Origin of the sequence: Pseudomonas sp. L13 (assembly GCF_009935965.1) — a bacterium.
Lineage (GTDB): Bacteria > Pseudomonadota > Gammaproteobacteria > Pseudomonadales > Pseudomonadaceae > Aquipseudomonas > Aquipseudomonas lactis.
In genome coordinates this window covers 25,032-51,051 of the sequence record NZ_QODJ01000036.1, presented here as the reverse complement: position 1 = coordinate 51,051, position 26,020 = coordinate 25,032, and the positions used below count along the sequence as shown (strand labels likewise).

Sequence of the window (26,020 nt, the reverse complement as noted above, 5' to 3'; positions counted from 1 at the left end):
ATGAACCTACCCTTTGAACCGCAACGCCAGACCCAGGACTATCAGGCCTCGGACGCGGCCCACCATATCCATGCCTTTGTGGATCAAAAAGCGCTGAATGCCGAAGGCCCACGCGTAATGGTCCGCGGTGAGGGCCTGTACCTGTGGGACAGCGAGGGCAAGCGTTACCTGGACGGCATGTCGGGCCTGTGGTGTACGCAACTGGGTTATGGCCGCAAGGACCTGACCGCTGCGGCGGCTGCGCAGATGGATCAGTTGGCGTACTACAACATGTTCTTCCACACCACCCATCCGGCGGTGATCGAACTGTCCGAGTTGCTGTTCAGCCTGTTGCCAGGGCACTACAGCCATGTGATCTACACCAACTCCGGCTCCGAAGCCAACGAGGTGCTGATCCGCACCGTGCGCCGCTACTGGCAGGTGCTCGGCAAACCGCAGAAGAAGATCATGATCGGCCGCTGGAACGGCTATCACGGCTCCACCCTGGCGGCGTCTGCCTTGGGCGGCATGAAATTCATGCATGAAATGGGCGGCTTGATCCCGGACGTCGCGCACATTGATGAGCCTTATTGGTACGCCCAGGGCGGTGAGTTGACCCCGGCCGAGTTCGGGCGGCGCTGCGCCCTGCAACTGGAAGAAAAGATCCTGGAACTGGGCGCGGAAAACGTCGCCGGTTTTATCGCTGAACCTTTCCAGGGCGCCGGCGGCATGATTTTTCCGCCAGAAAGCTATTGGCCAGAGATCCAGCGCATCTGTCGCCAATACGATGTGCTGCTGTGCGCTGATGAAGTGATTGGCGGTTTCGGCCGTACCGGTGAGTGGTTTGCCCATCAGTATTTCGGCTTCGAACCCGACACTTTGTCGATCGCCAAGGGCCTGACTTCCGGATACCTGCCCATGGGCGGTTTGGTATTGAGCAAGCGCATGGCCGAAGCCCTGGTAGAGCGGGGCGGGGTGTTTGCCCATGGACTGACGTATTCCGGGCACCCGGTTGCGGCGGCGGTGGCCCTGGCCAACCTCAAGGCGCTGCGTGACGAAGGGATCGTGCGCCAGGTGAAGGACGACACCGGGCCGTATTTGCACACGCTCCTGCACGAAGTTTTTGGCAACCACCCGATGATCGGCGAGATCCAGGGCACCGGCCTGCTCGCCGCCTTGCAGTTTGCCGAGGACAAGGCCACGCGTAAACGCTTTGCCAATGAAAACGATCTGGCCTGGCAATGCCGCACCTTTGGCTTTGAAGAAGGCGTGATCATTCGCTCCACCCTGGGCCGCATGATCATGGCCCCGGCCCTGGTGGCCAGCCGCGCGGAGCTCGATGAGCTGGTCGACAAGACCCGCATCGCGGTGGACCGCACCGCACGGATCGCGGGAAAGCTGTGAAGGGCAGAGCCCCTGCATTCCACTTCCCAGGAGTCAGCAATGAATACAATAACAAACGTAGCCGACACTCCCACCCATCACACTTGCTCTTCACGCCGTTTTCGACAACCCCTGGGCCTCGTCGGATTGGTGCTGTTCGGCCTGGCGTATATGGTGCCGCTGGCGGTGTTCACCACCTACGGCCTGGTGACCCAAATGACCAAGGGCCACCTGGCCACCGCTTACCTGTTGACCCTGGCCGCCATGCTGCTGACGGCCTACAGCTATTGGTGCATGGTCAAGGCGCACCCTTATTCGGGCTCGGTCTACACCTATACGCGCAAGGCGTTTGGCGCCTCCTTCGGCTTTATCGCCGGCTGGACCTTGCTGCTGGACTACATCTTCCTGCCGCTGCTCAGCTATTTGCTGATTGGCATCTACCTGTCCGAGTACTTTCCCGCCGTGCCCACCGCCGTGTGGGTGCTGGGCTCCATTGCCCTGGTGACGGCGCTGAATCTGGTGGGCATCGAGTCGATTACCCGGGTCAATTGGGTGCTGATCGTGGCCCAGCTGGTGTTCATCGTGGTGTTCGTGGTGTTGTCGGTCCACAACCTCAGCGAGCAGGCCGAGCCGGTGTCGCTGCTTGAGCCGTTTCACCATGAAGGGTTCAGTGTGCCGCTGATCATGACCGGCGCGGCGGTGCTGTGCTTGTCGTTCCTGGGTTTTGATGCCGTGTCGACCATGGCCGAGGAAACGCCGGACCCGCGTCGCACCATTCCGCAGGCGATCATGGCGGTGTCGCTGATCGGTGGGTTGCTGTTTTTGGTGGTGTCGTATTGCGCCCAGATGGTCTTCCCGGAATGGAACAGTTTCGCAGATCCCGACTCGGCTTCGGTGGATGTGATGCGTCGGGTCGGCGGTGAGCTGCTGGTGAGTGCGTTTACCGCTACCTATGTGGCGGGCTGTTTCGCCTCCGCGATGGTCTCCCAGGCCAGCGTGTCCCGCGTGCTGTTCGCCATGGGCCGCGACGGCGCATTGCCCAGGGTCTTCGGCAAGCTGGTGACGAAAAAGCGCGTACCGGCCAACGCGATCATGCTGGTCAGCCTGTTTTCGCTGATTGCGCTGTTTATCAGCCTGGACACCGTGGCCAACATGATCAGCTTTGGCGCGCTGTTCGCGTTTTCGGCGGTGAACCTGGCCGTGATCAAGCATTACCTGGGCGACCAGAAGCTGCGCGGCCCGCGCAACTACCTGCTGTACGCCGCACTGCCGGGCCTGGGGTTTCTCAGCACGCTGTGGTTGTGGACGAGCCTGTCGGGTATGTCGTTCACCATCGGCCTGTGCTGGATGGGCCTGGGGCTGGTGTGTTTGTTCTGCGTCACGCGTGGGTTCCGGGTGCGCATGCCGGACCTGCAAATGGCCGAATAAACAGGCCCCACCTCGGTTCATCTGTAGGAGCGAGCTTGCTCGCGAAAAACGTCAACGATAACGCGTGCTTCCTGGATGAACGCGGCGCCTGTGAGTTTTTCGCGAGCAAGCTCGCTCCTACAAAAGCCTTACGGCCCCCTTCAGGAGTACAGCATGTTCAACCTTGATTATTGGCAGCAGCGCGCTGCCCGCCAAACCTTCATCAGCACCGCCCTGATCGACGGCCAGCCCGTAGGTGCACTCTGCGGGGCGACCTTCGACACCATCAACCCGGCGACCAGCCGCTTGCTTGCGCAGGTCGCCGCCTGCGGTGCAGCGGAAGTCGACCTGGCAGTGCGCTCTGCACGCCGCGCTTTTAACAACGGCCCGTGGCGGCGCATGCCCCCGGGCGAGCGCAAGAAAATCCTGCTCAAACTCGCTGACCTGTTGATGGCCCACCGCGAAGAACTCGCACTGCTGGACTCCCTGAACATGGGCAAGCCGGTAATGGACGCCTATAACGTCGACGTGCCCGGCGCGGCCCATGTGTTCGCCTGGTACGGTGAAGCCCTGGACAAGCTCTACGATCAGGTCGCGCCGACTGCCCACAACGCGTTGGCGACCATTACCCGCGAAGCATTGGGCGTGATTGCAGCGGTGGTGCCGTGGAACTTCCCGCTGGACATGGCCGCCTGGAAACTCGCGCCTGCATTGGCGGCAGGCAACAGCGTGGTGCTCAAGCCCGCCGAACAATCGCCATTCTCCGCCCTGCGCCTGGCCCAACTGGCGCTGGAGGCGGGCATCCCCGAAGGCGTGCTGAACGTGGTGCCAGGAATGGGCGAGGGCGCCGGCAAGGCCTTGGGGTTGCACCCGGACGTCGATTGCCTGGTGTTTACCGGTTCTACCCAAGTGGGCAAGTACTTCATGCAGTACTCCGCCCAGTCCAACCTCAAGCAGGTGTGGCTGGAATGTGGCGGCAAGAGCCCGAACCTGGTGTTTGCAGACTGTCAGGACCTGGACCTGGCGGCGGAGAAGGCGGCCTTTGGGATTTTCTTCAACCAGGGCGAGGTGTGTTCGGCCAATTCGCGCCTTTACGTGCAACGCTGCATTCATGATGAGTTCATCGAGCGCCTGATCGACAAGTCCCGCGCCTGGATGCCCGGCAACCCACTCAACCCGGCCAGCGCCGCCGGTGCAATTGTCGACAGTGGGCAAACCGCACGCATCATGCAAGCCATCGGCCAGGCGCGCACAGACGGTGCCACGCTGTTGACCGGTGGCCAGCAGGTGAACATTGAGGGTTGTTCGAACTTCATCCAGCCGACGATATTCGCCAACGTCACCGCTGACATGAGCCTTTCACGCGAAGAGGTGTTTGGCCCCGTGCTGGCGGTGAGCGCCTTCGATACCGAAGAACAGGCCATACAGCAAGCCAACGACAGCCTTTATGGCCTGGCGGCATCGGTGTGGAGTGATGACCTGAACCGTGCGCATCGCGTGGCCCGTGCCCTGAATGCCGGCACCGTGTCGGTCAACACCATTGATGCGCTGGATGTGACCGTGCCGTTTGGCGGCGGCAAACAGTCGGGGTTCGGGCGCGATTTGTCGCTGCATTCGTTTGATAAGTACACGCAGCTGAAAACCACCTGGTTCCACTTGCGTTAACTGCCCCGTTTCGCATAACTGCTGTGCCGTCACAGGCATTCATCCGCCTGCGCGCTATGCCTATAGTCCACTCACCACGTGCAGCGCGCGTTCAACCGCGCTGCGCGATCCAGCCCAAGACCGAGGTGAGCCTGATGAACCGTGAATTCGACCCCGCACTGACGGATATCAACCAAGTAGACGCCGAGTACTTCGAGTACAGCAAGGCGGCGAATCCCATCAGTGCCAACCTGATTTCCCGCATTCCCTATCACAGCTTTCCCGCCTCGCTGTATGACAGTGGCCCCTCGCGCGTGGTACCGCTGGACCTCAGCGACGCTTTGGGCTGCGAAGGCCCTGCGACAGGCCCCGGGTTGTGCGCAAACTTCATGCGCCTTAACCGTGGCGACACGCTGACCCTGCAACCCAACGCCACCTCCCAGGTGTTCTACGTGATCGCCGGGGAGGGCGGCGTGGTTCAGGGCGAGTATGAAATTCAATGGTCCAAGGGCTGTTTTATTGCCCTGCCTGGGTTACAGCAGGCACACTTCAGTGCCCGCGAAGATGCGCGTCTTTACTATGTGCACGATGAACCGTTGCTGCGTTACCTGGGGGTGACACCCAGTGCCGACCGCTTTGCGCCAACCCTGTACCCGGCAGCACTGGCCAACGCGAAGTTGCGGGAAGCAGCCGATGATCCCAGGGCCCAGGACCGCAGCCGCATCAGTATCCTGCTGGGTAACCGCCACTTCCCGCAGACACGCACGGTGACCCACGTATTGTGGGCCATGTACGGGATTCTGCCGGCAGGATCGGTGCAGAAACCCCATCGGCATCAGTCGATTGCACTGGACTTCATTATCGATTGCCCCAAGGGCTGTTATTCCTTGGTGGGCACCGAGCTTGAGGCGGATGGGCAAATCCGTAACCCGCAACGGGTCGACTGGTCGCCCGGCCTGGCGTTTGTCACGCCACCGGGTTATTGGCATGCGCACTTCAATGAGTCCGATAGCGAGGCGTTCCTGATCCCGATTCAAGATGCCGGGCTGCAAACCTTCTTGCGCGCGTTGGATATTCGTTTCAGTTGAGTCACTTCCAGTCCGGTGTCTCGCCCAGTCGTTCAACGATAAAGTCGATAAAACACCGGACCTTGGACGACACAATGCGCTTGGGCGGGTAGACAAACCACACCGCAAACGCCCGCTCCACGCCCTGGATGTGCCACTCCGGTAGCCACACTACCAAGTCGCCGGCCTCGATACTTCGCGCCACCAGCCAGTCCGGCAAGAGCGCAAAGCCCAAACCTTGGCGCACGGCGATCAGTTGCGCGTCCAGGTCATTGATTCGAATAACGCTGTCATGCAGCAGCGGGAACGCGCGGCCGGCGGATACAAAACTGATATCTCCGGTGGTCGCCGTGCCCAGCACCGCAGGCACACCGGCCAAGTCCGTGGGCGTGGACGGAGGAGCGTGCTGCGTGCCAAACGCCGGGCTGACCACCAAGCGGTAGCGGCCGTCGCTGAGCTTGCGCGCTTTAAGGCTGGAGTCGGCCAGCGTGCCAATGCGGATGGCCAAGTCGACGCCGGCATGAATCAAATTGACCTGGGTGTTATCCAGCACCAGTTCCACGCTGATTTGCGGGTAGCGCACCAGAAAGTCATTCAACGCCGGCAGGATGTGATGCCGTGCAAACGCCGGTGGCAGGTTGAGTTTCAATACGCCCCGTGGATGCTGGTTAAGCGCTGAGGTAGCGGCCTTGGCGTGTTCCAGTTCATCCAGCACCCTGCGTGCGTGTATCAGGAAGGTCTGGCCGCCCTCGGTCAGGTGCAGCGTGCGTGTGGAGCGGTTGAACAGCGCTATGCCCAGGTCCTGCTCAAGGTCCTTCACATAGCGTGAAACCGTTGAGGCCTTGATCCCCAAACGCTCGGCGGCGCGGGAAAAGTTGTTACCTTCGGCGGCTTCGATGAAGGCGGTGAGGGCGGTGAAATAGTCCAAGGGCAGCCTCAGGGCAGGGCGATGAGAAGTGCAGCGTGTTGAGTTTTGCCGGGGGCTGTCAACTGCAAGACCGTAGAACCACGATGCAGCCCCCGTTTTATAGTGGTTTCAAGGATCAAGGCGATATGGGATCGCTCGCAGGAAAGGTTTCTTCGATCGCCTCATCGAGCTGGCTATCGCTGACGGCGCGGTCTTGCACCTTCACATTCGACTCGCAATGGCAATCGGCACCGGGGCACGCTTGACCTTGTGGGTGCAAGTCGGCGCATGCCTGGCTGCAGTAGGCTTTGCCGTTGCGCTGATGACGTGTGTCATCGGTCACCTGGCAAGTGCAGCCTGGGCAGGCGCAGGGCAAACCTTGAGTTGTCGGGTTCATAGGTCCTCCGAATATTCAGTGATGGGTGAACGTTCAGCACGTTTCTGATACGCGAATCAGGGCTGCTGGTAATGCCCGGGGACGTCATGGCCTTCATCCGCGGGCTTGTTGCGCTTTTGCACCTGGACGTCGCTCAATTTCGCGTCCTTGAGCTCTGCAAAGCGCTGTCTGAGCAGGGACTCTGCCCATTGCGGGTCCAGCGTGTCGGCATCGTGCTCAAGCGTGCGGCTTTGTTGCTGGTTGTCGAGGATGAAACTGATGAGGTAATGCGGTTTCTCGAACATGAACGTGGCTCCGTTACGGTTAACAAGGCGCCCCCGAGCAGGGCATGTTCGTTTGATGAGTTGGCTGCGCGGTGATTCAGAAAAAATAAGCCGCTTTCATCTATTGATCTCGATCAGGTGGGGACGCTGGCTCGCTCTATAACCTTGGGTGCTTATCGATGGCCAGGGACGGCTCAACGAGCAGCTCTGGTCGCACATTCTCAAGGAAGAGTCAGCCATGCGATCACTGAAGATCCTGTTGTTATCATCGGCATTCAACGGTTTAACCCAACGGGCCTGGCTGGATCTGCGCCAGGCGGGTCACGACCCCAGCGTTGTGGTGTTCACCGATCAAGCCACGGTGTGCCAGCAGGTCGAGGCGTCAGGCGCCGACCTGGTGATCTGCCCGTTTCTGAAGGACCGTGTGCCGCACCAACTATGGAGCCATCCGCGGCGCCCGGTGGTGATCATCCATCCGGGCATCGTTGGTGACCGTGGCGCCAGTGCGCTGGACTGGGCCATCACCCAGCAGGCCCGCCGTTGGGGCGTCACCGCCTTGCAAGCGGTGGAGGAAATGGACGCCGGGCCAATCTGGTCCACCTGTGAGTTCGACATGCCCGCCCAGGTGCGCAAATCCGAGCTGTACAACGGCCTGGTGAGCGACGCCGCGATGGTTTGCATCCGTGACGTCGTGGCGAAATTCGCCAAGGGCTTCGTCCCGACACCGCTCGATTACACCCAACCCAGCGTCATCGGGCGCTTGCAGCCGAACATGACCCAGGCTGACCGCACCTTCAGTTGGTTCGATTGCGCAGGCTTTATCAAGCGCAGCATCGACGCTGCCGATGGCCAGCCCGGCGTGTTGGCGAGCCTGTTGGGCGGGCAATATTACCTCTACGACGCGCACTTGGACGCCCGCCAGGGCACCCCGGGGGAAATCCTCGCAGTGCAGGACGACGCCGTGCTGGTAGCGGCTGGAGATCACAGCCTGTGGATCGGCTCGCTCAAACCCAAAGGCCCAGAGCCCTTCAAGCGGCCGGCACGGCATGTTCTGGCTGAGCAGTTGGCCGGCGTGCCGGTGCTGGACAGTTCAATCGCCTGCCAGCCGTTCAACGAGCGGGTCTATCAACCGATTCGCTACCAAGAGTTCGGCCACATCGGCGAACTGACGTTCGAGTTCTATAACGGCGCCATGAGCACCGAACAATGCCAGCGTTTGGTGGCTGCGTTGCGCTGGGCCAAGGCGCGAAGTACCCATGTGCTGCTGATCAAGGGCGGGCGCGGCAGCTTTTCCAATGGCGTTCATCTCAACGTCATCCAGGCCGCCGACGTGCCGGGGCTGGAAGCCTGGGCCAACATTCAAGCCATCGACGATGTATGCCTGGAGCTGCTCACCGCCAGGCAACTGGTGATCAGCGGCCTGACCGGCAGCGCAGGCGCAGGCGGCGTGATGCTGGCGCTGGCCGCCGACATGGTACTGGCCCGCGAAGGTGTGGTGCTCAACCCGCATTACAAAACCATGGGGCTCTACGGCTCCGAATACTGGACCTACAGCCTGCCACGGGCCGTAGGCAGTGAAATCGCGCATAAACTCACTGAAGAATGCCTACCCATCAGTGCCATCCAGGCCCAGCAGTACGGCATGGTCCAGGCCATCGGACCGCGTTGCCCACAGGCATTTGGCTTGTGGCTTTTGCAACAGGCCGACAGTGCGTTGACCGATGATAAGTACCTTCACGCACGCACACGTAAAGCCACGTTGGATGCTCAGCAAATTGAATGCTGTCGCGAGCAGGAGCTGGCACAGATGCGATTGGATATGGTGGAAAATCGCCAGCAGTTTGCCGAAAAATGCCGCAACTTCGTGTTTAAACGCAAAACCTGCCAGACCCCGCAGCGGTTGATTGCGCCGTGGGCGTTGAGGTGCGAGGCCGGCGTGCCGCAAAGCCGGATGCCGAGCGTGTAATCGGTCAACAGTGGCGGTAGCGAGGAGCTAGCTCACACAAGGCCTGGACCTTTCAACGGCCAGGCCATGGCTGTGTCAGCCGTTTGAGATACTATCGGCGCTCGCAAAGAACCGACTGTCATCGAAATGAATCGCGCACTGTTTGTATCACTGGATGGGCCCAAGGGAACCGGCAAAACCACGCTGTTGGAGGCTGTCACCAAAGTACTGAGGGCAGACAACCAAAAGGTGGTGCGACTGTGCGAAAGAAAAAGCGATCCCTACAGGGCTGAAACAATGGCCCTCGTTAACCAACTTGCCAGAAGCCCCAGCCGGGACTTAGAGATTGAGGTGTGTGAACGCTTTGCTGAGAGCCGTCATTGGATCTCCCAGCATGTGCTACCTAAACAGCCGCCTGGAAGTATCATCCTGATGGACCGCTGGTACCCGTCAGATGCGGCGTTTCGGCGGCTGATTCCGTTTGCCGACATTCTTCAAATGAACCTTGATCGACAGGTGCGGGTTCCAGACCTGCATGTCGGGGTGGTTACCGCTGCCGAGACTTCATGGGCCAGGGCGGCAGCGCGGCCACGGGGGCTGAGCAGTACGGTGATGCATAGGCTGGAGGAGCAGATCGTTTGTACCGAGGCGTTTGAGCAAGCTGTCGTCGATAACGGTTGGGTTCTTTGCAGGAATGAAGGAACGGTTGAGGAGGCGACTAGATGGGTGGTTTCGCAGATCTATCGAGTGCAGAGTGATACGAAGGCCGCGAATGGCGAGCAGCATCACAAGCCGTTGTCTTATTCGCAAATGGACTGACTGAGGCTGATCGGTGGTCTTCATCTTGTTTGTATCAAATTCTTGCTGATACATAAAAATGCCACCGTGTCACTACCCCAGACCTGTTTCTTTCTTGAAAAATCGGTTTCCTCCGTTATATTGGTTCAGGACAGGCCGCCGTTGCGCTTTTGGCGTACCTGGAAACAGCCAGACAAGGAGCAAGTCATGAACCAGAAAATCCAGCAGGGTGCGGCCGCACCCAACCATCAAGACGTCGACAAAGTGCTCTTCAGCAAAGAGGAGTTGCAGGTCTTGAGCGACGCTATCAAGAAGTCCAAGACCCGCGCTTGCGAAACCAAGGCGGCGAGCTGCGCATACCACCGTTGAGTTGACCCCGAAAAAGCAAGAAAGGACTTTCTTGCTTTTTCTTTTTTTGGGTAACGAGTATTCAATTGTCAACCAGGGAGGTGGACATGAGGGCGATCTTTATCGGCCATCAAACGTGGCTTGTGGAACATGGAGGCACCAGGATCCTGATTGACCCGCTGTTATGTCAGGACTTCGGTCTGGTTCACGAACACCGGATCGAAATCTACCCGCCACGTACTGTCGATGCCACAGCACTGTCCGATATAGACCTGATTTTCCTCAGTCACGAACATTCCGATCATTTCGACATCCAGTCGCTGAATCTGTTACCTCGTTCAGCCCGGTTTGTGGTGGGTGCGACCATTGTCGAACCGGTCAAGCAATGTATCCGCGACCTCGGGTTCAGCCTTAGCCAAGTCAACGACACCGAGCCAATGCGGGTCGGCGACTTGAGCCTGCGCTTCTACCCGGCGGATCCGAAGACCGCCTTCTGGGAAAGCCGAGTCACACAGGTGCATATCGAGGAGGCGGAGCAGCCAAGCAATGGCATCTTCATTGCTGTGGACGCACTGGTGTCCGAAGTCTTCAAGACCGATATCGTCGAAGGCCGACTGGCGCCGCCCAAGCTTGTAATCGTCTCGAACAACTCAAGGGTATCGCCCCCGGGAGCCTTTCAGTCCCTGGAAAACTGGGGCAAGAATGCGAATGACAGCAATCGTAAGGTTGGTCCGCTGGGGATCGGTGTGTTAAGCGCCGTACTGACCAGCTATATGGACGATTTTCCGGTGCAACCTGCGAACATAGCCCTGTGCGGCGGCGGGTTCATCAAGCGCATGGGCGAGTTCGCCGCATTTCCATTTTCCGACCAACCAACATTGAGCCGACTGGCTAACCGGCTCAGCCTTGACACCAATATTGTCGGCCTGCTGCCAGGCGAAGCTTTTGCTCTAGACCCTGAGCCCTGCCAGCAAAGTGTTATCGACTGGGTCCAGGTGAACACGGTGCAGCACAACATGCTGATCGAGGAGCTGGACCAGTTCATCGAGGCACGCAAAACCGTCGAGGTAGTTGCTTCGGTACGCCCGGACCTGCAAAACGTCGAAGCGTATGAAGAGCTGTTGCTGCATGCGCAAGCCGAGCTGCAACGCCTTGCGAAAAGCCTGATGCTGTTCATTACCGGACGCAAGGTGTTGGCTATGTCTCACTACAAGGGACGAAAGCTCGGGCCGAAAAGAATCGTTTTCAGTTTTGTCTCGCATGCCCTTGGGCGTCAGGACAGCTATGCGCTGAACCTCATCAGCGGCCAGTTCGAGGCTCAGAGGCACAACCAGCTCGAATCGCTGGTGGCGCAGTATCCTTTTGGCGTATGCATGCCCCTTGTGGACTTCATCGGCATGGTCGAGGGGGACCTGCAGATCTGGGACATCGTAGGCGTTTCGGTCCAGTCCTGGTTCGAGGGCGGCATCTTTGACGGCCTGATCCCATTTTTCTACAGCTACTACGGCGAGAACGGCAGCCCGCAGCTATTGGCGAAAATCATCAGGCGCAACATGCGCAAGCTCGAGGTGTGCCCATGAAGCTGATAATGATTGGCCATGAAAGCTGGTCGCTGCAGGCTGGCGATAGCCACGTGCTGATCGACCCGGTGCTGGGTCATGGCTTCGGTTCTGATATCGACCGGCAGTTCGCGATAGTCCCGGCACGCAATGTCGACTTGCAGCGCATGCCCGCGGTGGACGGCATCGTCCTGACCACCGAGCACCTGCAACACTTTCACCCAGCCTCGTTGCGTCGCCTGTCGACGGATTACGGGCATTTGCTCAAGCGCAAGGTGGTCTACGTCCCGGAACTGTTTCCCGGCGCGGCCGAAGCAATCGCACACGCCTGCGGTTACGAGGTGCGGCGAGTCGATACTCAGACCGAGTTTGTCATCGGTGCGTTGAGCCTGCGCTTTTACATGCCCTGCACCGAGGTACTGTTCTGGGACAGCCGCGTGGCGTCGCTGCATGTCGAGCACCAAGGCCGCGAAGCGGTTTTCATCCAGTCTGATACCCGTATCGCCGACACCTACTTTGCCGATGTCAACAGCGCAGCCATTACGTGGCCGCAGGTCATGGTGATGACCAATAACTTCCAGAGTAGCGGTGCGCAAGGTCCGGTTGGCCTGGACAACCTGTTACCGCTGCCCGACCAGCGCTACACCCGCGTGTCCGGCTTGCGACTGTTGGACGAAATCGTACATAAGCCGATGCGCCGACTGAACCAAGTGCCGACCCTGATTCTCGCGGGCAATGGTTATCACGATCCCTTAGGCAAGATGCACCACCCCTGGTCAAACCTTGAGCTGGCGCAGATTTGTAGCGAACTATCGTTGTTGCGGGCGGTGCACTCACTGGCACCCGGCGAAAGCTTTGACGTGTTGCCGGCACGGCCTGGTGAACCGGCGGACTGGATCTGCGTTTCGAAGGAGCAGGCAGAACCCCGTCAGGCGAAAGGACGACGCCGAATGATCGCGCTCGACACACCGCAAATTAAGGCCCATCTCGACGAAATGGCCAGGACCTGGCTGATTACCCGCTACGGCCAGATGCTGATGACCCAGAGTCATTACCTGGGGCGCGCGTTGGGCCAATGCCGTGTGGTACTGCAACTAACCCGAGACGACGGCGACGGCCAGCAGTGGCTGCTGGATGTATCCAGGGTCGAGTTCGTCGAGGTGCCGGACGAAGGCGCGGGCGCAATCAAACGTTATCCCTACGGCATCCGTGTCGACCATAGCGATTTTTGCCAACTGATTCTCGGCGAGTTGCAGATATGGGAACTGCTCAATCTGTCGGCATCGCAATGGTATGTGTGCGATCGCTATGACAGTCCGCTGGCGTTCTGGCTCGAGTATTACAACGAGCAAGTCGACTATGGACGCGCCTTGCGCAGTTATGAACAGTCGCTGGTGACTGCGTCATGAGCGGGCACAGAACGTTTGAACACGTGCATCTGAAACTTCTCACAGCAGATCAGGTGGCGCTGCAGCACCAGGCGCTTGCCGAGCTATTGGCCGGGCGTTATCAGGTTCTGCGTGTGCTCGGCCAGTCGGTGAAGTCCCTGGTTTGCTCAGGCCTGTGCATGGCCTCGGGCGAGCAGGTGGTGATCAAGCGTTACTTCGACAAAGCGGCCTATGCTGCTGAAACCAGCGGTTACTTGTTGTTCCGCTCGGGGCCGATCGCTGGCGTGCGCTATCAAGATTCGCGGCATCAGGTACTGGTGCTGGAGTTTCTCCAAGGCCGTTTGCCCTGTTTGGCCGACCTGCCTGAAGTGATCGAGGCCTATGCAGGAATGCATGCCACGGCCCTGGTGAATATCCAGCGTGTCATGGGGCATCACAGTACCCCTGAATTCGTCGATCCTTGTCTGTCTTCCTGCTGTGGTTTTCCCTCGTTTGACCTGCAGGGCATCAGCGTCGGTGACGGCAAGCCGGAGCATCTGCTTGTTACGCCAGATGGCGTGCGTATCCTCGACCTGGAGACTCATTCCCTGCAGCGCAGCGTGTGGTTCGACATCTTGTCCTTGAGTCGCTTCCTGGGGGCGGCACCTTCATGTTCGTGGAGCCTGGAGGAATGGGTGGCCTGTTACTGCGCATGCAGAAAGATTCCCGTCCACTACTACGATCTACAGAAAATCCAAGACTGCCTGGAGCGTGTACAGGCCATGGAGCCTGGTCGGGTGTACTGCGAGGAGGCCCTGTCGTGAAGTGGATGTACTGTTTTACCCCAGCATTGCGTTATCGGCCGACCACACGCTCAGAAGGGGGAGCGTTGCCCACGGGCTTTTTCGGCCTGGCCTTCAGACTTGCGCCCTGGGCGACCGGCGCTTATGTACTGGTGTCACTGTTGCAATACAGCGTGCCACTATTGTTCATCTACACGCTTAGCACGCTGGTGAGCACCCAAAGCGGTGCCGATACCGCGCTGTGGGATATCGTGCTCCTGGCGTTCTTGGCCATCAGTGCGTTCTCGCTGGTGGTCAGCGAGCTCAATCTGGAGCGTTATATCTGCCTGAGGTTATGCCGCGAGTTCGAGAGCCTTTTGGTGCGCAAGCTGCACGCCCATGTAGAGGTTGCGGTGCTGGAACGAGTGGTGTCACGGGACTTCAGCGTCATTCTAGATGGCATCGGTACTAGCATTAACCTATTGGCTATTCCGATTTTCCTGCTGCTGTCAGTTCTGCTGGCGTTGCTGATTTTTGGCACCGCAGGCTTCTGGGCCGTTGCGGTGATCAGCATGTTCCTGCCGCTTTCTTATCTGCTTTCCAGGCTCTCGGACCGTAACTACCGGCGAATCATGGATATGACCGCACAGCGTATCGAACAGTGTTCGGCGTGGTTGCGCAAGGGGCCGTGGCTTAAGCAGTTTACGGACCAGAGCGCCTTGCAGAGCATTGAGCGAACCCTGGCGGGCGAACGTGACCTTCGCAATCTGGACACGCTGCTGCGTGGCGCCGACAGCTACATCATCGGTTTCGGCCGTTTGATCCCCTTTGTATTGCTTGGGCTACTGGGTACCTCCGAATCAGCCTCGGTTTGGGATGGAGCAGTTTTCTGGCTGAGTATTCCGTTGCTGGCGGCGGTGCTCGCGTTGCCCCGCGCCTACGTGAGTTACAAGGCCGTCGGCCGCTCCCTGGAGGCGCTTAGTGACCTGTATCAGCATTCCTCCGGGGAGTCGGTATCCCGAACCGCTGCCGCCGACCAGCCACCTGGCGTGATCGAGTTCGATGCGGACTGGCCGATATGGCCAGCGACGCTGGTCGAATTGATTCCTGGCCCGCTGGATAGCCAGCATGAGGAGCTGCAGGCGTTACTGGGCGCTATTCGCTTGGTACCTGAGTTGGGGCCGGACCCACAGCACGTTATGCAACTGCCCATCGAGCTGGATGGAAGCAACCTCTCTGCCGGGCAGCGCCTGCGTCTGCAATTGCTGCGTGGGGTGTTTCTGGCCCGCGTCCAGAATGGAACCCTGAATATCGACCACGATTTCTCGGTGCTGGACGCCGCGGCTGTCCTTGCAGTCAAAGAGGCCTTGGAGCGCCTGTCCTGGGTTAGCTTCAGCCCATCGTGTGCAAGAGCGATAGCACAGCGCCAGGGGGCGCCGACGGAGGCCCCTGAGCGTACAGTTTCGACGGTGCCGGACGGTGCGTCGGTGCCGGAGCGTTTTAGCCTTGGCGATCTCTTCAAGCACTGTCGCTGGGGTGTTCTGATGTTGTTGGTGCCAGCGCTGATGATGAGCTATGCAGCCAACCTGACGCTTCCAGAAGCAGGTTTCTCGCCTTGGCAGGTTCTGTTGTATGCCGTAGCTGGGGTAGGCGCAGGAATCGCTGCCGGACTGTTTATCGAGGATCTGTTGCGCAGCCACTTTTCCCGCTTATTCATCGATGGCCTGCGAGATATCCGAGTTACAGGGCTGGCCGATGCGCTGCAGACCGTTTCGCGCGATGTCACCACGACATTTGAACGCATCGCCTGGTATGCCCACGACATTGCCTGGATCATCGCGCTGTTGCTGTGTAATGGCGTGGCTTTGTGGATGGGATTCGGCCTGTTCGGCATCGCCGTGGCGCTGCTGTTCAGCGGGTTGCTGGCGGTGTTGTACCGGCTCTCGATCAATGAGCTATATCGGACCCGGATCGAGAGCGTCAAGGGATTCGACTCCCTGATGCGCTCGGCCCATGTGGCGTTTGCCATTTCCCGCGCCGGTGGCGCGGGTTTCGAACGCCAGGGGGACTGGCTGACGCTCACTCAGCGCAGAGCGTTAGCCGAGGGGCTTACGCATTTCTATACCACCCGCATGCGCAGCGTGATCACCCGCACCGTCACAGCGGCCAGTTGCGCGTTGCTCAGCGACCTGGTGATTGTCTTGGTAGTCCTGATGGGCAGCCTCTACCGGACGAGCGATTCAGCGTTTGTATTGGCGGTCACGGCCTTGCTATTGGTTCGTTCCGACCTGGCCAATGTATTTCTGGCCATCACGGGTTTCAAATCGCAGTCGGTGTCCGTGGCGCGCCTGCAACACTTTGCCCGGCCCAAAAGCTTGGTGGCCGTGACGATTGCCGGGCAGAGCCTGAGCATCGCGCCCTTTATCGCTCAACGCACCTATCGTGCCTTGAACCTGCAGCGAGGCCGGCTGTATTCGTTATCGGGCCACTCCGGCTCCGGCAAGAGCGACTACCTGAAGGGCGTGGCCGGGATAACCGACGTGGTCATCGAGGAGCCGAGCGCGGTGCAGGCGACGACATCAACTCGCTATTACCTGGACCGTGAAGCCCTGGCGCTGCTCGGCGATGAGCCAGGGGCAAGCAACTGGATGCATACCTGGCTGAGTGCGTTATCGCAAGACCGCCACTGTCTGTTGTTGCTGGATGAGCCGTTCAGCGCTTTGCATGCTGATCAACTGCCGGAGCATGTGCAGGCGTTGCACCGTTATGTCGAGCGAAGCGGCAATACCCTGGTGCTGGTGGATCATCGTTGCCGACTGGAACATAACATCGAGCTGGACGAGCTGACTCGCTGATTGCCCGATGCAAGGAAATACTCATGGATGAGCCGATTCTGTACCTGGGTGACCGGGGGTTTCTCAAACGTTACGGCAGCCCCTACTCGGCACAGCAGGTCGAGGGGATCGCGCGCCGGGTATTGGCCACTTCCAGCCTGGGCATGGCGAGCGGCGACTGGCCCACAGCCAAGGCCGTCAGCAATGCCTTGGCCGGCGGCCCGCGAACGCGACATATCTATCATTCGCGGTTTCTTCTGCGGGTGACCGAGCAGGCAACGGGGCAGGGCGTCAGTGTCCGTCAGGTCCAGGCAAACCCGGCGTACTACTACACCGCACGTGGCTATACCTTCACCGCCGATGCGCAACAAATAGCCGAAGACCTCGAAATCACTCGGTGCTGCAAGCCCGGTTTGGTGACCCTGGGTGGCGACTGGCTGGACATCCTGCTCGCGCAACAGCAATACGGGTTGCTTGAGACGATCCTGCGACAGATGGAGGCGGCCATTCCGACAGCCTCGCGGATTCTTCTGGGGTTTCATCCCAGCGCTGGCTTCCTGCAGGTGTTGAGAGAACGACCGTTCGCCGGCGCTGCGGTGCCGGTCAACCTTCTGAATATGCAGTGCCCAAGCTACGCGGGTTATTTACGTCAGATCAAGGCCCGGTCCCGACTTTACGCCGTGCATTGCCTGGCGGGTGGAGATATTCCTTTGGAGCCTGCGCTGGACTACGCCTTTCATCATCGCCAGGTCGACGCTTGTATTGTCGGCGCTACCCGTACACAGCATATCGAGGCATTGGCGGCCTGCGAGGCTGGCTTCAGGAACTCGAAGAGATGAATGTGATCCTCATGCGCCGTGCGCGCCAGGTCGACGAGGCTTTATTGCAAAGCCATCTACAGACGCTACAGCGGGCACACGGCGACCTGCTAGTACTGACCGGCCGCTCAGCTTGCTACGCCCCGGTGCTGGAGCTGGCTGGCAACCTGAAGATCCAGGCGCTGGTCTTCGAGCAGGAGTACTACGACCCGCAGCAGGTGCATGGAGCCCGCAAGATGGACTGGTTGTTCGACCCTTACGCCGGTCGTAACGGCAGCCAGAGCCTAAATACGCTGTTTCATGCGCTCGCCCTCGAACTGGAAGCGATTGTCCGTCGGTACAGCGAACGAACCCTCGTGATCTATCTCGACCAGTTGTTGCTGGAAATCGCTTACGCCGTACTTGCCGGTCTGCCCCTGCAGACGCTCCAGGGCTTTTCGCTGTACCTCGAAGAGCTGAGTATCGCGATCCTTGCCAGGGTCCCGTTCAAGGGCGGGTTCCAGACCCTGCTGCTGAAATCAAATGTAACGCCGGCGCAAGCCTTCATCGGCAGGCCCGAATTGAAAATAGTGAAGTGAAAAGGAGTGTTCATGGACCCGCAACGCAAGGACTATTTGGCGACAGAAGCGGTTTACACAGGCGACTCGCTGCGCATCGGCGATGACTACGTCATGCATGAGTGGGAGAGGCCACTGATTCGTAGGATGGTCGAGGACCTAAACCTCACGCCCGATGACCATCTGCTGGAAATCGGCTTCGGCATGGGCATCTCGGCCAGCATTCTGCAGGAGTTCGGCCCGGCGTCCCATACCATTGTCGAACCCCACCCCCAAGTGCTGCTCCAGGCCGAGCGCTGGAAAGGCGCACGTACGAACATTGAGTTGCACTCAGGCTACTGGCAACAGCTAGACACTAGGCCCCAGCGTTATTCAGCAATCTTCTTCGATCCGTTCGCCGACGACATGGCGGCAGTTGACGACGAGAACCTCAGGTTCCTCAAGTTCGCCGCACAGTCGCTACTTGGCGATGGAGGGCGTCTGGCCCTGTTCTGCATCCGACCCTTGCTACCGCTGGAGTACCAGCGAGTGATGTTCGAACATTATCGCCGAGTGGAAATCAGCTCGGTGCAGGTTGCCCCCAGAGATACCGCCAACCCCACGGCGGAGCTGGACGGGCGAATGATTTCAGTCGTATTGCACAAATAGAAAAAACCTCAAGACCACTATCTGGGCCTGCTCGCCTAACGTGCCTGGCCGGACAGAAAAAATAAGCCATTAGTTACGATAACGGTGATAGCGATGAACAAGCTCACAGCACGTCTTGGATTGATCAGCCTTCTATGTTTTTTTGGCAGCCAAGCATGGGCTCAAACTGAGGCCCAGACAGCCGGGGCTCCGGCTGCAACTTCCACCAGCAAGGCAATGACCATCATTTTCGAGCCCCCCAAGGGCCAGGAGGAGGCGTTCCTGAATTCCTTCGTCACCTCTCAGGCTGCGTACATGCAGACCTATGCCGGTAAATCGAAGGACGGAGTCAAGGTGATCAACCTGATCCCCACCGAACTGGGCGAGCCGTTGATCCACCTGATGATCTACCGAGACCCGGCGACTTTTGAGCGGGCCAAGCAGATATTTGCTTCACGCGAGGCCATGAACGGCTACATCGACGGCCATGTGAAAGCTTACGGCGGTTACCACATTCCCAAGGAGTACCTGCGCCACACCAAGGTGTATATGAGCAACGTGCTCACCGAGTAAAACGACCGACAAAGAACAGAGAGAATCCAGCCTATGCGCGTGGTCATCGGGTCGTTGCTTATCGGCCTAGTTTTTGTGGTTCAAGACCTGCAAGCAGGCAATCGTGGCGAACCCTTCATGTTGAGCAACGGTTGTATCAACTGTCACGGTTTTGAAGGGCAGCGTACGCCGGGGGCGATTCCTTCGCTGGCCGGCCAGCCCGAGGCCTATTTGTACAAGACCCTAGCGGCTTATCGCGACGGGACGCTCAAGGGCACCATCATGAATCGGGCGATGGAAGGATACGACGACCCGACACTGCGGCAGCTCGCCAAGTATTACAGCGGCCTGTCGAAAGATTCGCCGGGAACGGCGATGCCCAAGATTTTTGAGCAAGGGGAGGGGCTTTACGTTCAACACTGTTCCAGTTGCCATGAGCGGCAGGCGAATACGCCGTATCTGAGAGGTCAAAATGCGCAGTATATGGAAGGCGTGCTGAAAGATATGGCCTCGGGCCAACGAACGATGCCAAGAGAGATGGCCAGTGCGATGTCCGCCCTCAAAGGGGAGGAGTTACAGCAGTTGCTAGGTTATCTGCAAGGTTGCCCGCAGGAGGCTTTATGCCGATGAACCCACAACGAAGGCTACTGCTCAAGTGGCTGGCCACCGGCATCGGCGCTTCTTCAATCCAGGCCCTGGCGAGCACCGCGATGCCTGCAGCGCCCCCTTCTTACCGAGTAGTGGTGATCGGCGGCGGTTTTGCCGGTGCGACTTTCGCTCGTACACTCAGGCGTCTGGACAGTAAGGTCGGTATCACGCTGGTCGAGCCCGGCCGACAGTATCACTGTTGTCCACTGGGGGCCGAATACCTGGTAGGCAAGAGGGACGAAAAAACCCTGATCTTTGGTTACGAGCAGTTATGCGCCGAGGGGATCGAGGTGATCCATCAAAAAGCACACTTGATCGATGCCAAACGAAAGCAGGTGACGCTCGCCGACGGTTCGTTGCTCGGCTATGACCGTTGCGTAGTAGCCACGGGCATAGGCTATAAGTACGACAGCATCGCTGGTTACAGCGAGGCGGTGGCACAGCGTGTACCTCATGCTTGGGGCGGCGGCGAGCAACTGCGCCTGCTTCGACAGCAACTGGAGGCAATGCCCAACGGCGGCAACGTGCTGATCTCCGTCCCCGTGGACGACTATCGCTGCCCGCCCGGACCTTATGAACGGGCGAGCCTGATTGCCGATTATCTGAAGACCCACAAGCCCGATTCACGCGTGGTCATCCTGGACGCCAAGCCGAAGTTCGCCAAGCAAGCACAATTCGAGCAGGCCTGGAAACGCTTCTATGGCTATGGCACCGAGACAGCCAACATCCAGTGGATCGGCGCTTTGCAGGGCGGGACCGTGCAAGGTTTCGACGAAGCTAAAGGGCAACTGCTGACCGAGGGAGGTCCGGTCAGTGGCCAAGTGATCAACATCATTGCGCCCCAGCAGGCTGATGATTTTTCACGCTACAACGGTCTTGCTGCCGAACATGGCTGGTGTCCGGTCAACACCCAGACCCTGGAATCCCTGTTAGTACCGGGCGTGCATGTAATCGGTGACGCGGCCTACGCCGAGAAACTACCCAAGTCTGCATTCGCCGCGACCTGCCAGGCCAGGGTCTGTGCCTTGGCCATCCATAGCCAGATGCACGGCCTGGCGCTGCTCAAGCCGCAGTATATGAATGTCTGCTACAGCCTGTGTGGCGACAACTACGGTATCTCGGTGCTGCTTCAGTACCAGCATGACGCAGTCAGCAATATCATCGAGATCCAAACCTTGCGGGTCACACCCCTGGACGCCAACGACGAGGATTACCGTCGTGAAGCGCTGTCGGCCTACAGTATGTTCGACAGCTTGGTCAAAGAGGCGTTTGGCTAGGCCAACGGACATGGCCGGATGCTCTACACATAGGGATAATGAAGATGGCTTCGATTCAAATGGATGGTGAGGACAAGACGGCGAAGATCAGTGACTGGGCGATTCGTTGGAGCGACAAGTACGAAGCCCTGGAACTGACCTGTCACTTCCCCTCCAAGAAAAAATACACCCGCCCGCTCGGTAACTGCCAGGTTTCGCCTACCCGCGAGTTGACTAATGTGCTGCTGCACAAGCTTGGCAGTACGATCGTCAAGCCCGTGGCCAAAGCTACGATCTACGGCGAGCGATATGCCGTCGTACACCACCCGGGCGGCAAAAAGCCTTATGTCTACAAGATGGATGGCATCAGCTTTACCGCTTCGACATCGATGAAGGAGACGCCGGTCTTCCACTATTTCACTGCCGTGGCGCATGCCCGACAGGCTTACGCTGAGTCGACAACGGATCGTGAAATTGCCAACAATGTGGTGCGCCAGCTCGAAAAGCTGCCCGCCATCGCTGGCACTGCCTTGCAAGCCTATTGTACGGGGCGAAACAGCGAGCTGGCTCCGGGCCCGGGGCTCATCTATCCGTTCGGGCTTAACGAGAGTCAGCTTCAGGCGGTCGAGCAGGCGTTCAGCGCGCAAATCAGCGTGATTGAAGGCCCGCCAGGGACCGGTAAAACCCAGACAATCCTCAACATTCTTGCCAATATTTTGTTACGTGGTCAGACGGTAGCGGTGCTGTCCAACAATAATGCTGCCGTTGAAAACGTCTACGAAAAGCTGGAGAAATCCGGCCTGGGCCACTTGGTCGCCAAGCTTGGCAATCAAGACAAACGTGAGGCCTTCTTCGCCGACCTGCCTGCGTGGCCATCGAGTGCGCCAGAGCCGGCACCGTCCCTGGATGAGATCCAGGCCTTGCTGGGCTGCTTGAAGCAGCACCTGCGAGACCACAACAGGGCGGCACAACTAAAAATCGAGCTGGACGAGTTGGTCATCGAACGTCGCTATCTGCAGCAGTGGCAGGTAGATAACGATGTGCAAGCCTCTGATGCGCTCGACAAGTACGGCCTGACGCCGCGCAAAACTGCGGATCTCATGGCCTATCTGGCTTACCTCGGCGAGCAGCGCATTCATCTCAAAGAGCGCATCGAGCTACTGTTCAAATTCAGAGTTTTTCGCACTAAGCCGTTCGCCGACGGCGAGGCGCGCATGGCTGCTTTCCATGCACTGCAACTGCATTACTACGACAAGTCTGTACGGGATAAAGAAGCAGAACTGCAGGCCTGCCGTGAATCGTTGGCTCGCGCGAATTTCACCGCGCAGCTAAAAGAACTGACGACAGCATCGATGCACCATCTGAAGCAGCATCTGCAGCTTCAGGTACCGCCGTCGGACAGATTTGAAGTTAAAACGTACCGCAGGCAGTTCGACGCCTTCCTGCAGCGCTTCCCCATTCTGGGCAGCGGTACACACTCCATCGTCAATTCGATCGCACCGGGAGCGATCCTCGACTACGTGATCATTGACGAAGCCTCTTTGCAGGATATCGTGCCGGGTGTCCTGCCACTGGGCTGCGCAAAGAACCTGATCGTCGTGGGAGACAATCGCCAGTTGCCACATATCCCTGTGGCGCTGGGGCTTGAGGCTCCCGCCAACGCCTACGATTGCGAGCGCCACAGTCTGCTGGATTCGTGCATTGCGGTGTTTCGGGACGCGCTGCCCAGAACCCTGCTGAAAGAACATTACCGCTGCCACCCTAGGATCATTCAGTTCTGCAACCAGCAGTTCTACGACAACGCACTGGTGCCGATGACCGAGGACAAGGGCGAAGCCCCCTTGCGCCTGGTAGTGACAGCGAAGGGCAATCACGCCAGGAAGAACACCAACCTTCGGGAACTAGACTCGCTCCTGAAGGTGCTGGAGGAGGAGGGGCAGCCTGTCGGAATGGACGGCGAAGGGCGCGGTTATATCGCCCCGTTCCGGGCGCAAGTCAACCTTTCCGATACGCACCTGCCGATGGATTTCGTTAAGGACACCGTGCACAAGTTTCAGGGGCGTGAATGCGACGAGATCGTCTTCTCCACCGTGCTGGACAAGAAGCGCTACAACCAGACGCAAATGCGCATGGATTTCGTCGACAACCCAAGCATGATTAACGTAGCTGTTTCACGGGCCAAACATCGCTTCACCCTGTTAACCGGCGACGAGGTGTTCACTAACAACAATGGCCATATCGCCGCACTGATCCGCTACATCAGCTATTACGCGCAGGACGAGCACATCGTACGCGCCCCGGTGGTGTCGGCATTCGACTTGCTGTACCGCGAGTACGACCAGTCCCTGGCACGCTTGGCCGCCCGGCTTAGGCCCGAAGACTCACGCTACAAATCCGAACAGATCGTAGAGCAGTTGCTGCGCGAAGCGCTGGCGGCTCCGGGGTGTCAGGCATTGACTTACCACACACAGATCCATCTGGATAAGCTTGCGTCACCGAGTGGCCTCGACTGGACGGAGCCCCAACGGGCGTTCATGAGGCGTGCCAGCTGCGATTTCGTGATCTATTTCAAGGTGGGCAAGAAGCCGATAGGGGTAATCGAGGTCGACGGCGGATACCACGACCAGCCCGTGCAAGCAGCTCGAGATGCGATGAAAAACGAGATTTTGGCTAGAAGCGGTATTTCTATTTTACGGCTGCGCACAGTTGAGAGTGACATTGAGCGAAGAATTGGCGACTTTATCGGGCAGTGGGTTGGTCCTACACAGGGTGTATAAGCGCTGGGTTAGGCGCATTCCCAAAGCGTCTAGTGGGGCTGACATCCGGCGCGGCTCAGACTTCTTTTCGTGCAAACTCAAAGGGACAGACCTGCGTGGGGCTATTAATGTGAAGTCACAAAGAAAGAGCAATGACACGGGGTAACGTATGAACATCTACGACGCTACCTGTAATTTAACATAATATACATTATGCGAATCATCCTATACGGGACTGGGGGGCTCTGGAGGCTGCTTTTCACCAGGTGATCAGGCTGGCCAGGCCGAACTTCTCGCATGCGAGAAAAACACCACTACGAACATTACGATGGCCGCTGTGCTTCTGCCGCGGCATCAATACGGATTTTAGCGCGTGCAACAACGGCCATCGCTTCGGCAATAAACGCAGCGTCACCGCTGTCGTAAGCGTCAGCCAAAAAGAAAGCCATCGCTTCAGCATCAACCAGCGAGTCCGCTGGGTCGTAAACGTAAATCGGCTCTGTCATAAAATTCTCCCGGGGTAGCCATTCGTGAAAAATTCTCGCATGCGAGAAATCCTGCAAGGCTGGCCGACACTGCTTCAAATTGAAAGATAGCGGTCATGCGTAAGCTAACCTTGGCTCACCTGGTGAGCTATCCCTAGCTCATTCTTGAACGATACCGTGCAAACTTGAAAGATAGCGATCAGAGATGAGCTGCCCCTAGTTCATTAGTTGAGCTGCCCTACCCCAACTTTATGCAATTTATGAATAACTATACTAAATGACTATTTAATTGAGTTATAAATAAAGCCAACTAGCCAACAACGGAACTTCATTGCCAGGCGCTGGGGAAAACCCTTCGGCGCTGGGTATATATGGCCGGGGAACGTGTGGCCACCCCAAAGGGCCTGATATCGCCCAGCGCTTCACCGATCTACTGCCAGCTTATAAGCACGCTGAAGGCTTGCGAAATCACATGAATTAACCGTTTTCTTGACGTTTTTTTCTCATCTGCGGCTCTACATTCGCCGCGCCCTGATATGCAAATGATTCCTATTGGTCAGGCGGCCTGCCTTTCAGCGTCTTCCCGTGCATCCATAAAACCCGGAGTGCCTACAGCAATGACCACCTGCGTTCTTCGCTTTGTTAAAAACACCCTGCTCGCAACCGCCCTGCTTGGCGCCGGGCATGTTTACGCCGCCAACGACGCCGTTGGTATCGTGGTGTACAACGCTCAACACGAAAGCCTGACTAAAGCGTGGGTGGCGGGCTTTACCGAGGAAACCGGGATTCCGGTCACGGTGCGCAACGGCGACGACACGGAAATGGGCAACCAGATTGTGCAGGAAGGCGCGGCCTCGCCGGCCGATGTATTCCTTACCGAAAACTCTCCGGCCATGGTGCTGGTAGACAACGCCGGGCTGTTCGCCCCGGTAATGCCTGCCACCCTGGAGCAAGTGGGCGCGGCCTATCGCCCGGCTCACGGCAGATGGCTCGGCATTGCCGCGCGCTCCACCGTTTTTGTCTACAACCCGAGCAAGCTCCAGGAGGCGGCCCTGCCCACATCGTTGATGGACCTCGCCTCTGCCGAGTGGAAAGGCCGCTGGGCCGCCTCCCCGGCCGGCGCTGACTTCCAGGCCATCGTCGCCGCCGTGCTGGAACTCAAAGGAAGCGCCGCCACGCTCGATTGGCTCAAGGCGATGAAGGCTAACGCGGCTATTTACCGTGGCAACAGTGCAGTGCTCAAGGCAGTCAACGCCGGCCAAGTCGACAGCGGCGTGATTTATCACTATTACAGCTTCGTCGATCAGTCCAAGACTGGCGAAAACAGTAAAAACACCGCGCTGCACTATTTCAAGCACCAGGACCCGGGTGCTTTTGTGAGTATCTCCGGTGGCGCGGTTCTAGCCTCCAGCAAACACCCGCAGGAGGCTCAAGCCTTCTTGCAATGGATCACCGGCAAACACGGTCAAGCAATCCTAAAGGATGGCAATTCGTTCGAATATGCGGTGGGCCAGAACGCTCAGTCGAACGCCAAGCTGGTACCGCTGACGCAACTTGACGCGCCAAAAGTCGATGCCTCCAAGCTCGACAGCAAAAAGGCCGTCGAACTGATGACCCAGGCCGGACTGCTCTGATTGTTGC

The 26,020-nt window shown here is 58.6% G+C and carries 23 protein-coding genes; 19 read left to right on the top strand and 4 right to left on the bottom strand.

Annotated features, from left to right (window positions below; translation table 11 throughout):
* From DK871_RS18205 to DK871_RS18190, 4 genes are all read left to right on the top strand, one after another.
* Complete coding sequence (locus DK871_RS18205) at positions 1–1,383, top strand: aspartate aminotransferase family protein (RefSeq protein ID WP_161906174.1); 1,383 nt, start codon at positions 1–3, stop codon at positions 1,381–1,383.
* Positions 1,384–1,422: 39 nt separating this feature from the next.
* The gene (locus DK871_RS18200; RefSeq protein WP_161906173.1) at positions 1,423–2,790 is read left to right on the top strand and encodes an APC family permease; all 1,368 of its coding nucleotides are present in this window, start codon (positions 1,423–1,425) and stop codon (positions 2,788–2,790) included.
* Positions 2,791–2,943: 153 nt separating this feature from the next.
* Positions 2,944–4,434, top strand: a complete 1,491-nt coding sequence (locus DK871_RS18195; RefSeq protein WP_161906172.1) for an aldehyde dehydrogenase — start codon at positions 2,944–2,946, stop codon at positions 4,432–4,434.
* Between the two features lie 134 nt (positions 4,435–4,568).
* Entirely contained in the window at positions 4,569–5,501 is a 933-nt protein-coding gene (locus DK871_RS18190) for a cupin (protein ID WP_161906171.1), read from the top strand.
* Position 5,502: 1 nt separating this feature from the next.
* Here DK871_RS18190 and DK871_RS18185 read toward each other — a convergent pair whose 3' ends face one another.
* From DK871_RS18185 to DK871_RS18175, 3 genes are all read right to left on the bottom strand, one after another.
* The gene (locus DK871_RS18185; protein WP_161906170.1) at positions 5,503–6,408 is read right to left on the bottom strand and encodes a LysR family transcriptional regulator; all 906 of its coding nucleotides are present in this window, start codon (positions 6,406–6,408) and stop codon (positions 5,503–5,505) included.
* 115 nt (positions 6,409–6,523) lie between these two features.
* Positions 6,524–6,784: a metallothionein gene (locus tag DK871_RS18180; RefSeq protein WP_178116063.1), complete on the bottom strand. Its 261-nt coding sequence runs from the start codon at positions 6,782–6,784 to the stop codon at positions 6,524–6,526.
* A 56-nt stretch (positions 6,785–6,840) separates the two neighbouring features.
* Positions 6,841–7,068: a hypothetical protein gene (locus DK871_RS18175; protein ID WP_161906169.1), complete on the bottom strand. Its 228-nt coding sequence runs from the start codon at positions 7,066–7,068 to the stop codon at positions 6,841–6,843.
* Positions 7,069–7,285: 217 nt separating this feature from the next.
* Here DK871_RS18175 and DK871_RS18170 point away from each other — a divergent pair, with 217 nt between their 5' ends.
* The 14 genes from DK871_RS18170 to DK871_RS18105 all read left to right on the top strand — a co-directional run bounded on the left by DK871_RS18170 (position 7,286) and on the right by DK871_RS18105 (position 23,915).
* Entirely contained in the window at positions 7,286–9,013 is a 1,728-nt protein-coding gene (locus DK871_RS18170) for a hydrogenase maturation protein (protein WP_161906168.1), read from the top strand.
* Between the two features lie 126 nt (positions 9,014–9,139).
* The gene (locus DK871_RS18165) at positions 9,140–9,811 is read left to right on the top strand and encodes a dTMP kinase (RefSeq protein ID WP_161906167.1); all 672 of its coding nucleotides are present in this window, start codon (positions 9,140–9,142) and stop codon (positions 9,809–9,811) included.
* Between the two features lie 186 nt (positions 9,812–9,997).
* Positions 9,998–10,159 (top strand): hypothetical protein, encoded by a 162-nt coding sequence (locus DK871_RS18160; RefSeq protein ID WP_161906166.1) that lies wholly within the window; start codon positions 9,998–10,000, stop codon positions 10,157–10,159.
* Positions 10,160–10,245: 86 nt separating this feature from the next.
* Positions 10,246–11,718: an MBL fold metallo-hydrolase gene (locus tag DK871_RS18155; protein ID WP_161906165.1), complete on the top strand. Its 1,473-nt coding sequence runs from the start codon at positions 10,246–10,248 to the stop codon at positions 11,716–11,718.
* The gene (locus tag DK871_RS18150; protein ID WP_161906164.1) at positions 11,715–13,106 is read left to right on the top strand and encodes an MBL fold metallo-hydrolase; all 1,392 of its coding nucleotides are present in this window, start codon (positions 11,715–11,717) and stop codon (positions 13,104–13,106) included. Before DK871_RS18155 ends, DK871_RS18150 begins: the two co-directional genes overlap by 4 nt.
* Positions 13,103–13,888, top strand: a complete 786-nt coding sequence (locus tag DK871_RS18145; RefSeq protein ID WP_161906163.1) for a hypothetical protein — start codon at positions 13,103–13,105, stop codon at positions 13,886–13,888. Before DK871_RS18150 ends, DK871_RS18145 begins: the two co-directional genes overlap by 4 nt.
* Positions 13,885–16,701, top strand: a complete 2,817-nt coding sequence (locus tag DK871_RS18140; RefSeq protein WP_161906162.1) for a hypothetical protein — start codon at positions 13,885–13,887, stop codon at positions 16,699–16,701. Before DK871_RS18145 ends, DK871_RS18140 begins: the two co-directional genes overlap by 4 nt.
* Positions 16,702–16,724: 23 nt before the next feature.
* Positions 16,725–17,519 carry a hypothetical protein gene (locus DK871_RS18135; protein WP_161906161.1) on the top strand — a complete coding sequence of 265 codons (795 nt, stop codon included), beginning with the start codon at positions 16,725–16,727 and terminating at the stop codon, positions 17,517–17,519.
* The gene (locus DK871_RS18130) at positions 17,516–18,076 is read left to right on the top strand and encodes a hypothetical protein (protein ID WP_161906160.1); all 561 of its coding nucleotides are present in this window, start codon (positions 17,516–17,518) and stop codon (positions 18,074–18,076) included. The genes DK871_RS18135 and DK871_RS18130 overlap by 4 nt, the downstream gene beginning before the upstream one ends.
* Before the next feature lie 12 nt (positions 18,077–18,088).
* Positions 18,089–18,703 carry a class I SAM-dependent methyltransferase gene (locus tag DK871_RS18125; RefSeq protein ID WP_161906159.1) on the top strand — a complete coding sequence of 205 codons (615 nt, stop codon included), beginning with the start codon at positions 18,089–18,091 and terminating at the stop codon, positions 18,701–18,703.
* 93 nt (positions 18,704–18,796) lie between these two features.
* Positions 18,797–19,255 carry a hypothetical protein gene (locus tag DK871_RS18120; RefSeq protein WP_218581463.1) on the top strand — a complete coding sequence of 153 codons (459 nt, stop codon included), beginning with the start codon at positions 18,797–18,799 and terminating at the stop codon, positions 19,253–19,255.
* Positions 19,256–19,288: 33 nt separating this feature from the next.
* Positions 19,289–19,864, top strand: a complete 576-nt coding sequence (locus tag DK871_RS18115; protein WP_161906157.1) for a cytochrome c — start codon at positions 19,289–19,291, stop codon at positions 19,862–19,864.
* A complete protein-coding gene (locus DK871_RS18110) occupies positions 19,861–21,159 on the top strand; it encodes an FAD-dependent oxidoreductase (RefSeq protein WP_161906156.1) in 1,299 nt (432 codons plus the stop codon). Before DK871_RS18115 ends, DK871_RS18110 begins: the two co-directional genes overlap by 4 nt.
* A 44-nt stretch (positions 21,160–21,203) precedes the next feature.
* On the top strand, positions 21,204–23,915 hold the full coding sequence (locus tag DK871_RS18105; protein ID WP_161906155.1) for an AAA domain-containing protein: 2,712 nt from the start codon (positions 21,204–21,206) through the stop codon (positions 23,913–23,915).
* 302 nt (positions 23,916–24,217) lie between these two features.
* On the opposite strand, the gene DK871_RS18100 is transcribed toward DK871_RS18105, so the two are convergent.
* Positions 24,218–24,400 (bottom strand): hypothetical protein, encoded by a 183-nt coding sequence (locus DK871_RS18100; RefSeq protein ID WP_161906154.1) that lies wholly within the window; start codon positions 24,398–24,400, stop codon positions 24,218–24,220.
* A gap of 596 nt (positions 24,401–24,996) precedes the next feature.
* On the opposite strand from DK871_RS18100, the gene DK871_RS18095 reads away from it, so the two are divergent.
* Positions 24,997–26,013: an iron ABC transporter substrate-binding protein gene (locus tag DK871_RS18095; protein WP_161906153.1), complete on the top strand. Its 1,017-nt coding sequence runs from the start codon at positions 24,997–24,999 to the stop codon at positions 26,011–26,013.
* The last annotated feature ends 7 nt before the right edge of the window (positions 26,014–26,020 follow it).

Bases quoted from the DNA above. Each gene is read 5' to 3' on its own strand.
- DK871_RS18205 (WP_161906174.1), top strand. From the start codon at position 1: ATGAACCTACCCTTTGAACCGCAACGCCAGACCCAGGACTATCAGGCC.
- DK871_RS18200 (WP_161906173.1), top strand. From the start codon at position 1,423: ATGAATACAATAACAAACGTAGCCGACACTCCCACCCATCACACTTGC.
- DK871_RS18195 (WP_161906172.1), top strand. From the start codon at position 2,944: ATGTTCAACCTTGATTATTGGCAGCAGCGCGCTGCCCGCCAAACCTTC.
- DK871_RS18190 (WP_161906171.1), top strand. From the start codon at position 4,569: ATGAACCGTGAATTCGACCCCGCACTGACGGATATCAACCAAGTAGAC.
- DK871_RS18180 (WP_178116063.1), bottom strand. From the start codon at position 6,784: ATGAACCCGACAACTCAAGGTTTGCCCTGCGCCTGCCCAGGCTGCACT.
- DK871_RS18175 (WP_161906169.1), bottom strand. From the start codon at position 7,068: ATGTTCGAGAAACCGCATTACCTCATCAGTTTCATCCTCGACAACCAG.
- DK871_RS18170 (WP_161906168.1), top strand. From the start codon at position 7,286: ATGCGATCACTGAAGATCCTGTTGTTATCATCGGCATTCAACGGTTTA.
- DK871_RS18165 (WP_161906167.1), top strand. From the start codon at position 9,140: ATGAATCGCGCACTGTTTGTATCACTGGATGGGCCCAAGGGAACCGGC.
- DK871_RS18160 (WP_161906166.1), top strand. From the start codon at position 9,998: ATGAACCAGAAAATCCAGCAGGGTGCGGCCGCACCCAACCATCAAGAC.
- DK871_RS18155 (WP_161906165.1), top strand. From the start codon at position 10,246: ATGAGGGCGATCTTTATCGGCCATCAAACGTGGCTTGTGGAACATGGA.
- DK871_RS18150 (WP_161906164.1), top strand. From the start codon at position 11,715: ATGAAGCTGATAATGATTGGCCATGAAAGCTGGTCGCTGCAGGCTGGC.
- DK871_RS18145 (WP_161906163.1), top strand. From the start codon at position 13,103: ATGAGCGGGCACAGAACGTTTGAACACGTGCATCTGAAACTTCTCACA.
- DK871_RS18135 (WP_161906161.1), top strand. From the start codon at position 16,725: ATGGATGAGCCGATTCTGTACCTGGGTGACCGGGGGTTTCTCAAACGT.
- DK871_RS18130 (WP_161906160.1), top strand. From the start codon at position 17,516: ATGAATGTGATCCTCATGCGCCGTGCGCGCCAGGTCGACGAGGCTTTA.
- DK871_RS18125 (WP_161906159.1), top strand. From the start codon at position 18,089: ATGGACCCGCAACGCAAGGACTATTTGGCGACAGAAGCGGTTTACACA.
- DK871_RS18120 (WP_218581463.1), top strand. From the start codon at position 18,797: ATGAACAAGCTCACAGCACGTCTTGGATTGATCAGCCTTCTATGTTTT.
- DK871_RS18115 (WP_161906157.1), top strand. From the start codon at position 19,289: ATGCGCGTGGTCATCGGGTCGTTGCTTATCGGCCTAGTTTTTGTGGTT.
- DK871_RS18110 (WP_161906156.1), top strand. From the start codon at position 19,861: ATGAACCCACAACGAAGGCTACTGCTCAAGTGGCTGGCCACCGGCATC.
- DK871_RS18105 (WP_161906155.1), top strand. From the start codon at position 21,204: ATGGCTTCGATTCAAATGGATGGTGAGGACAAGACGGCGAAGATCAGT.
- DK871_RS18100 (WP_161906154.1), bottom strand. From the start codon at position 24,400: ATGACAGAGCCGATTTACGTTTACGACCCAGCGGACTCGCTGGTTGAT.
- DK871_RS18095 (WP_161906153.1), top strand. From the start codon at position 24,997: ATGACCACCTGCGTTCTTCGCTTTGTTAAAAACACCCTGCTCGCAACC.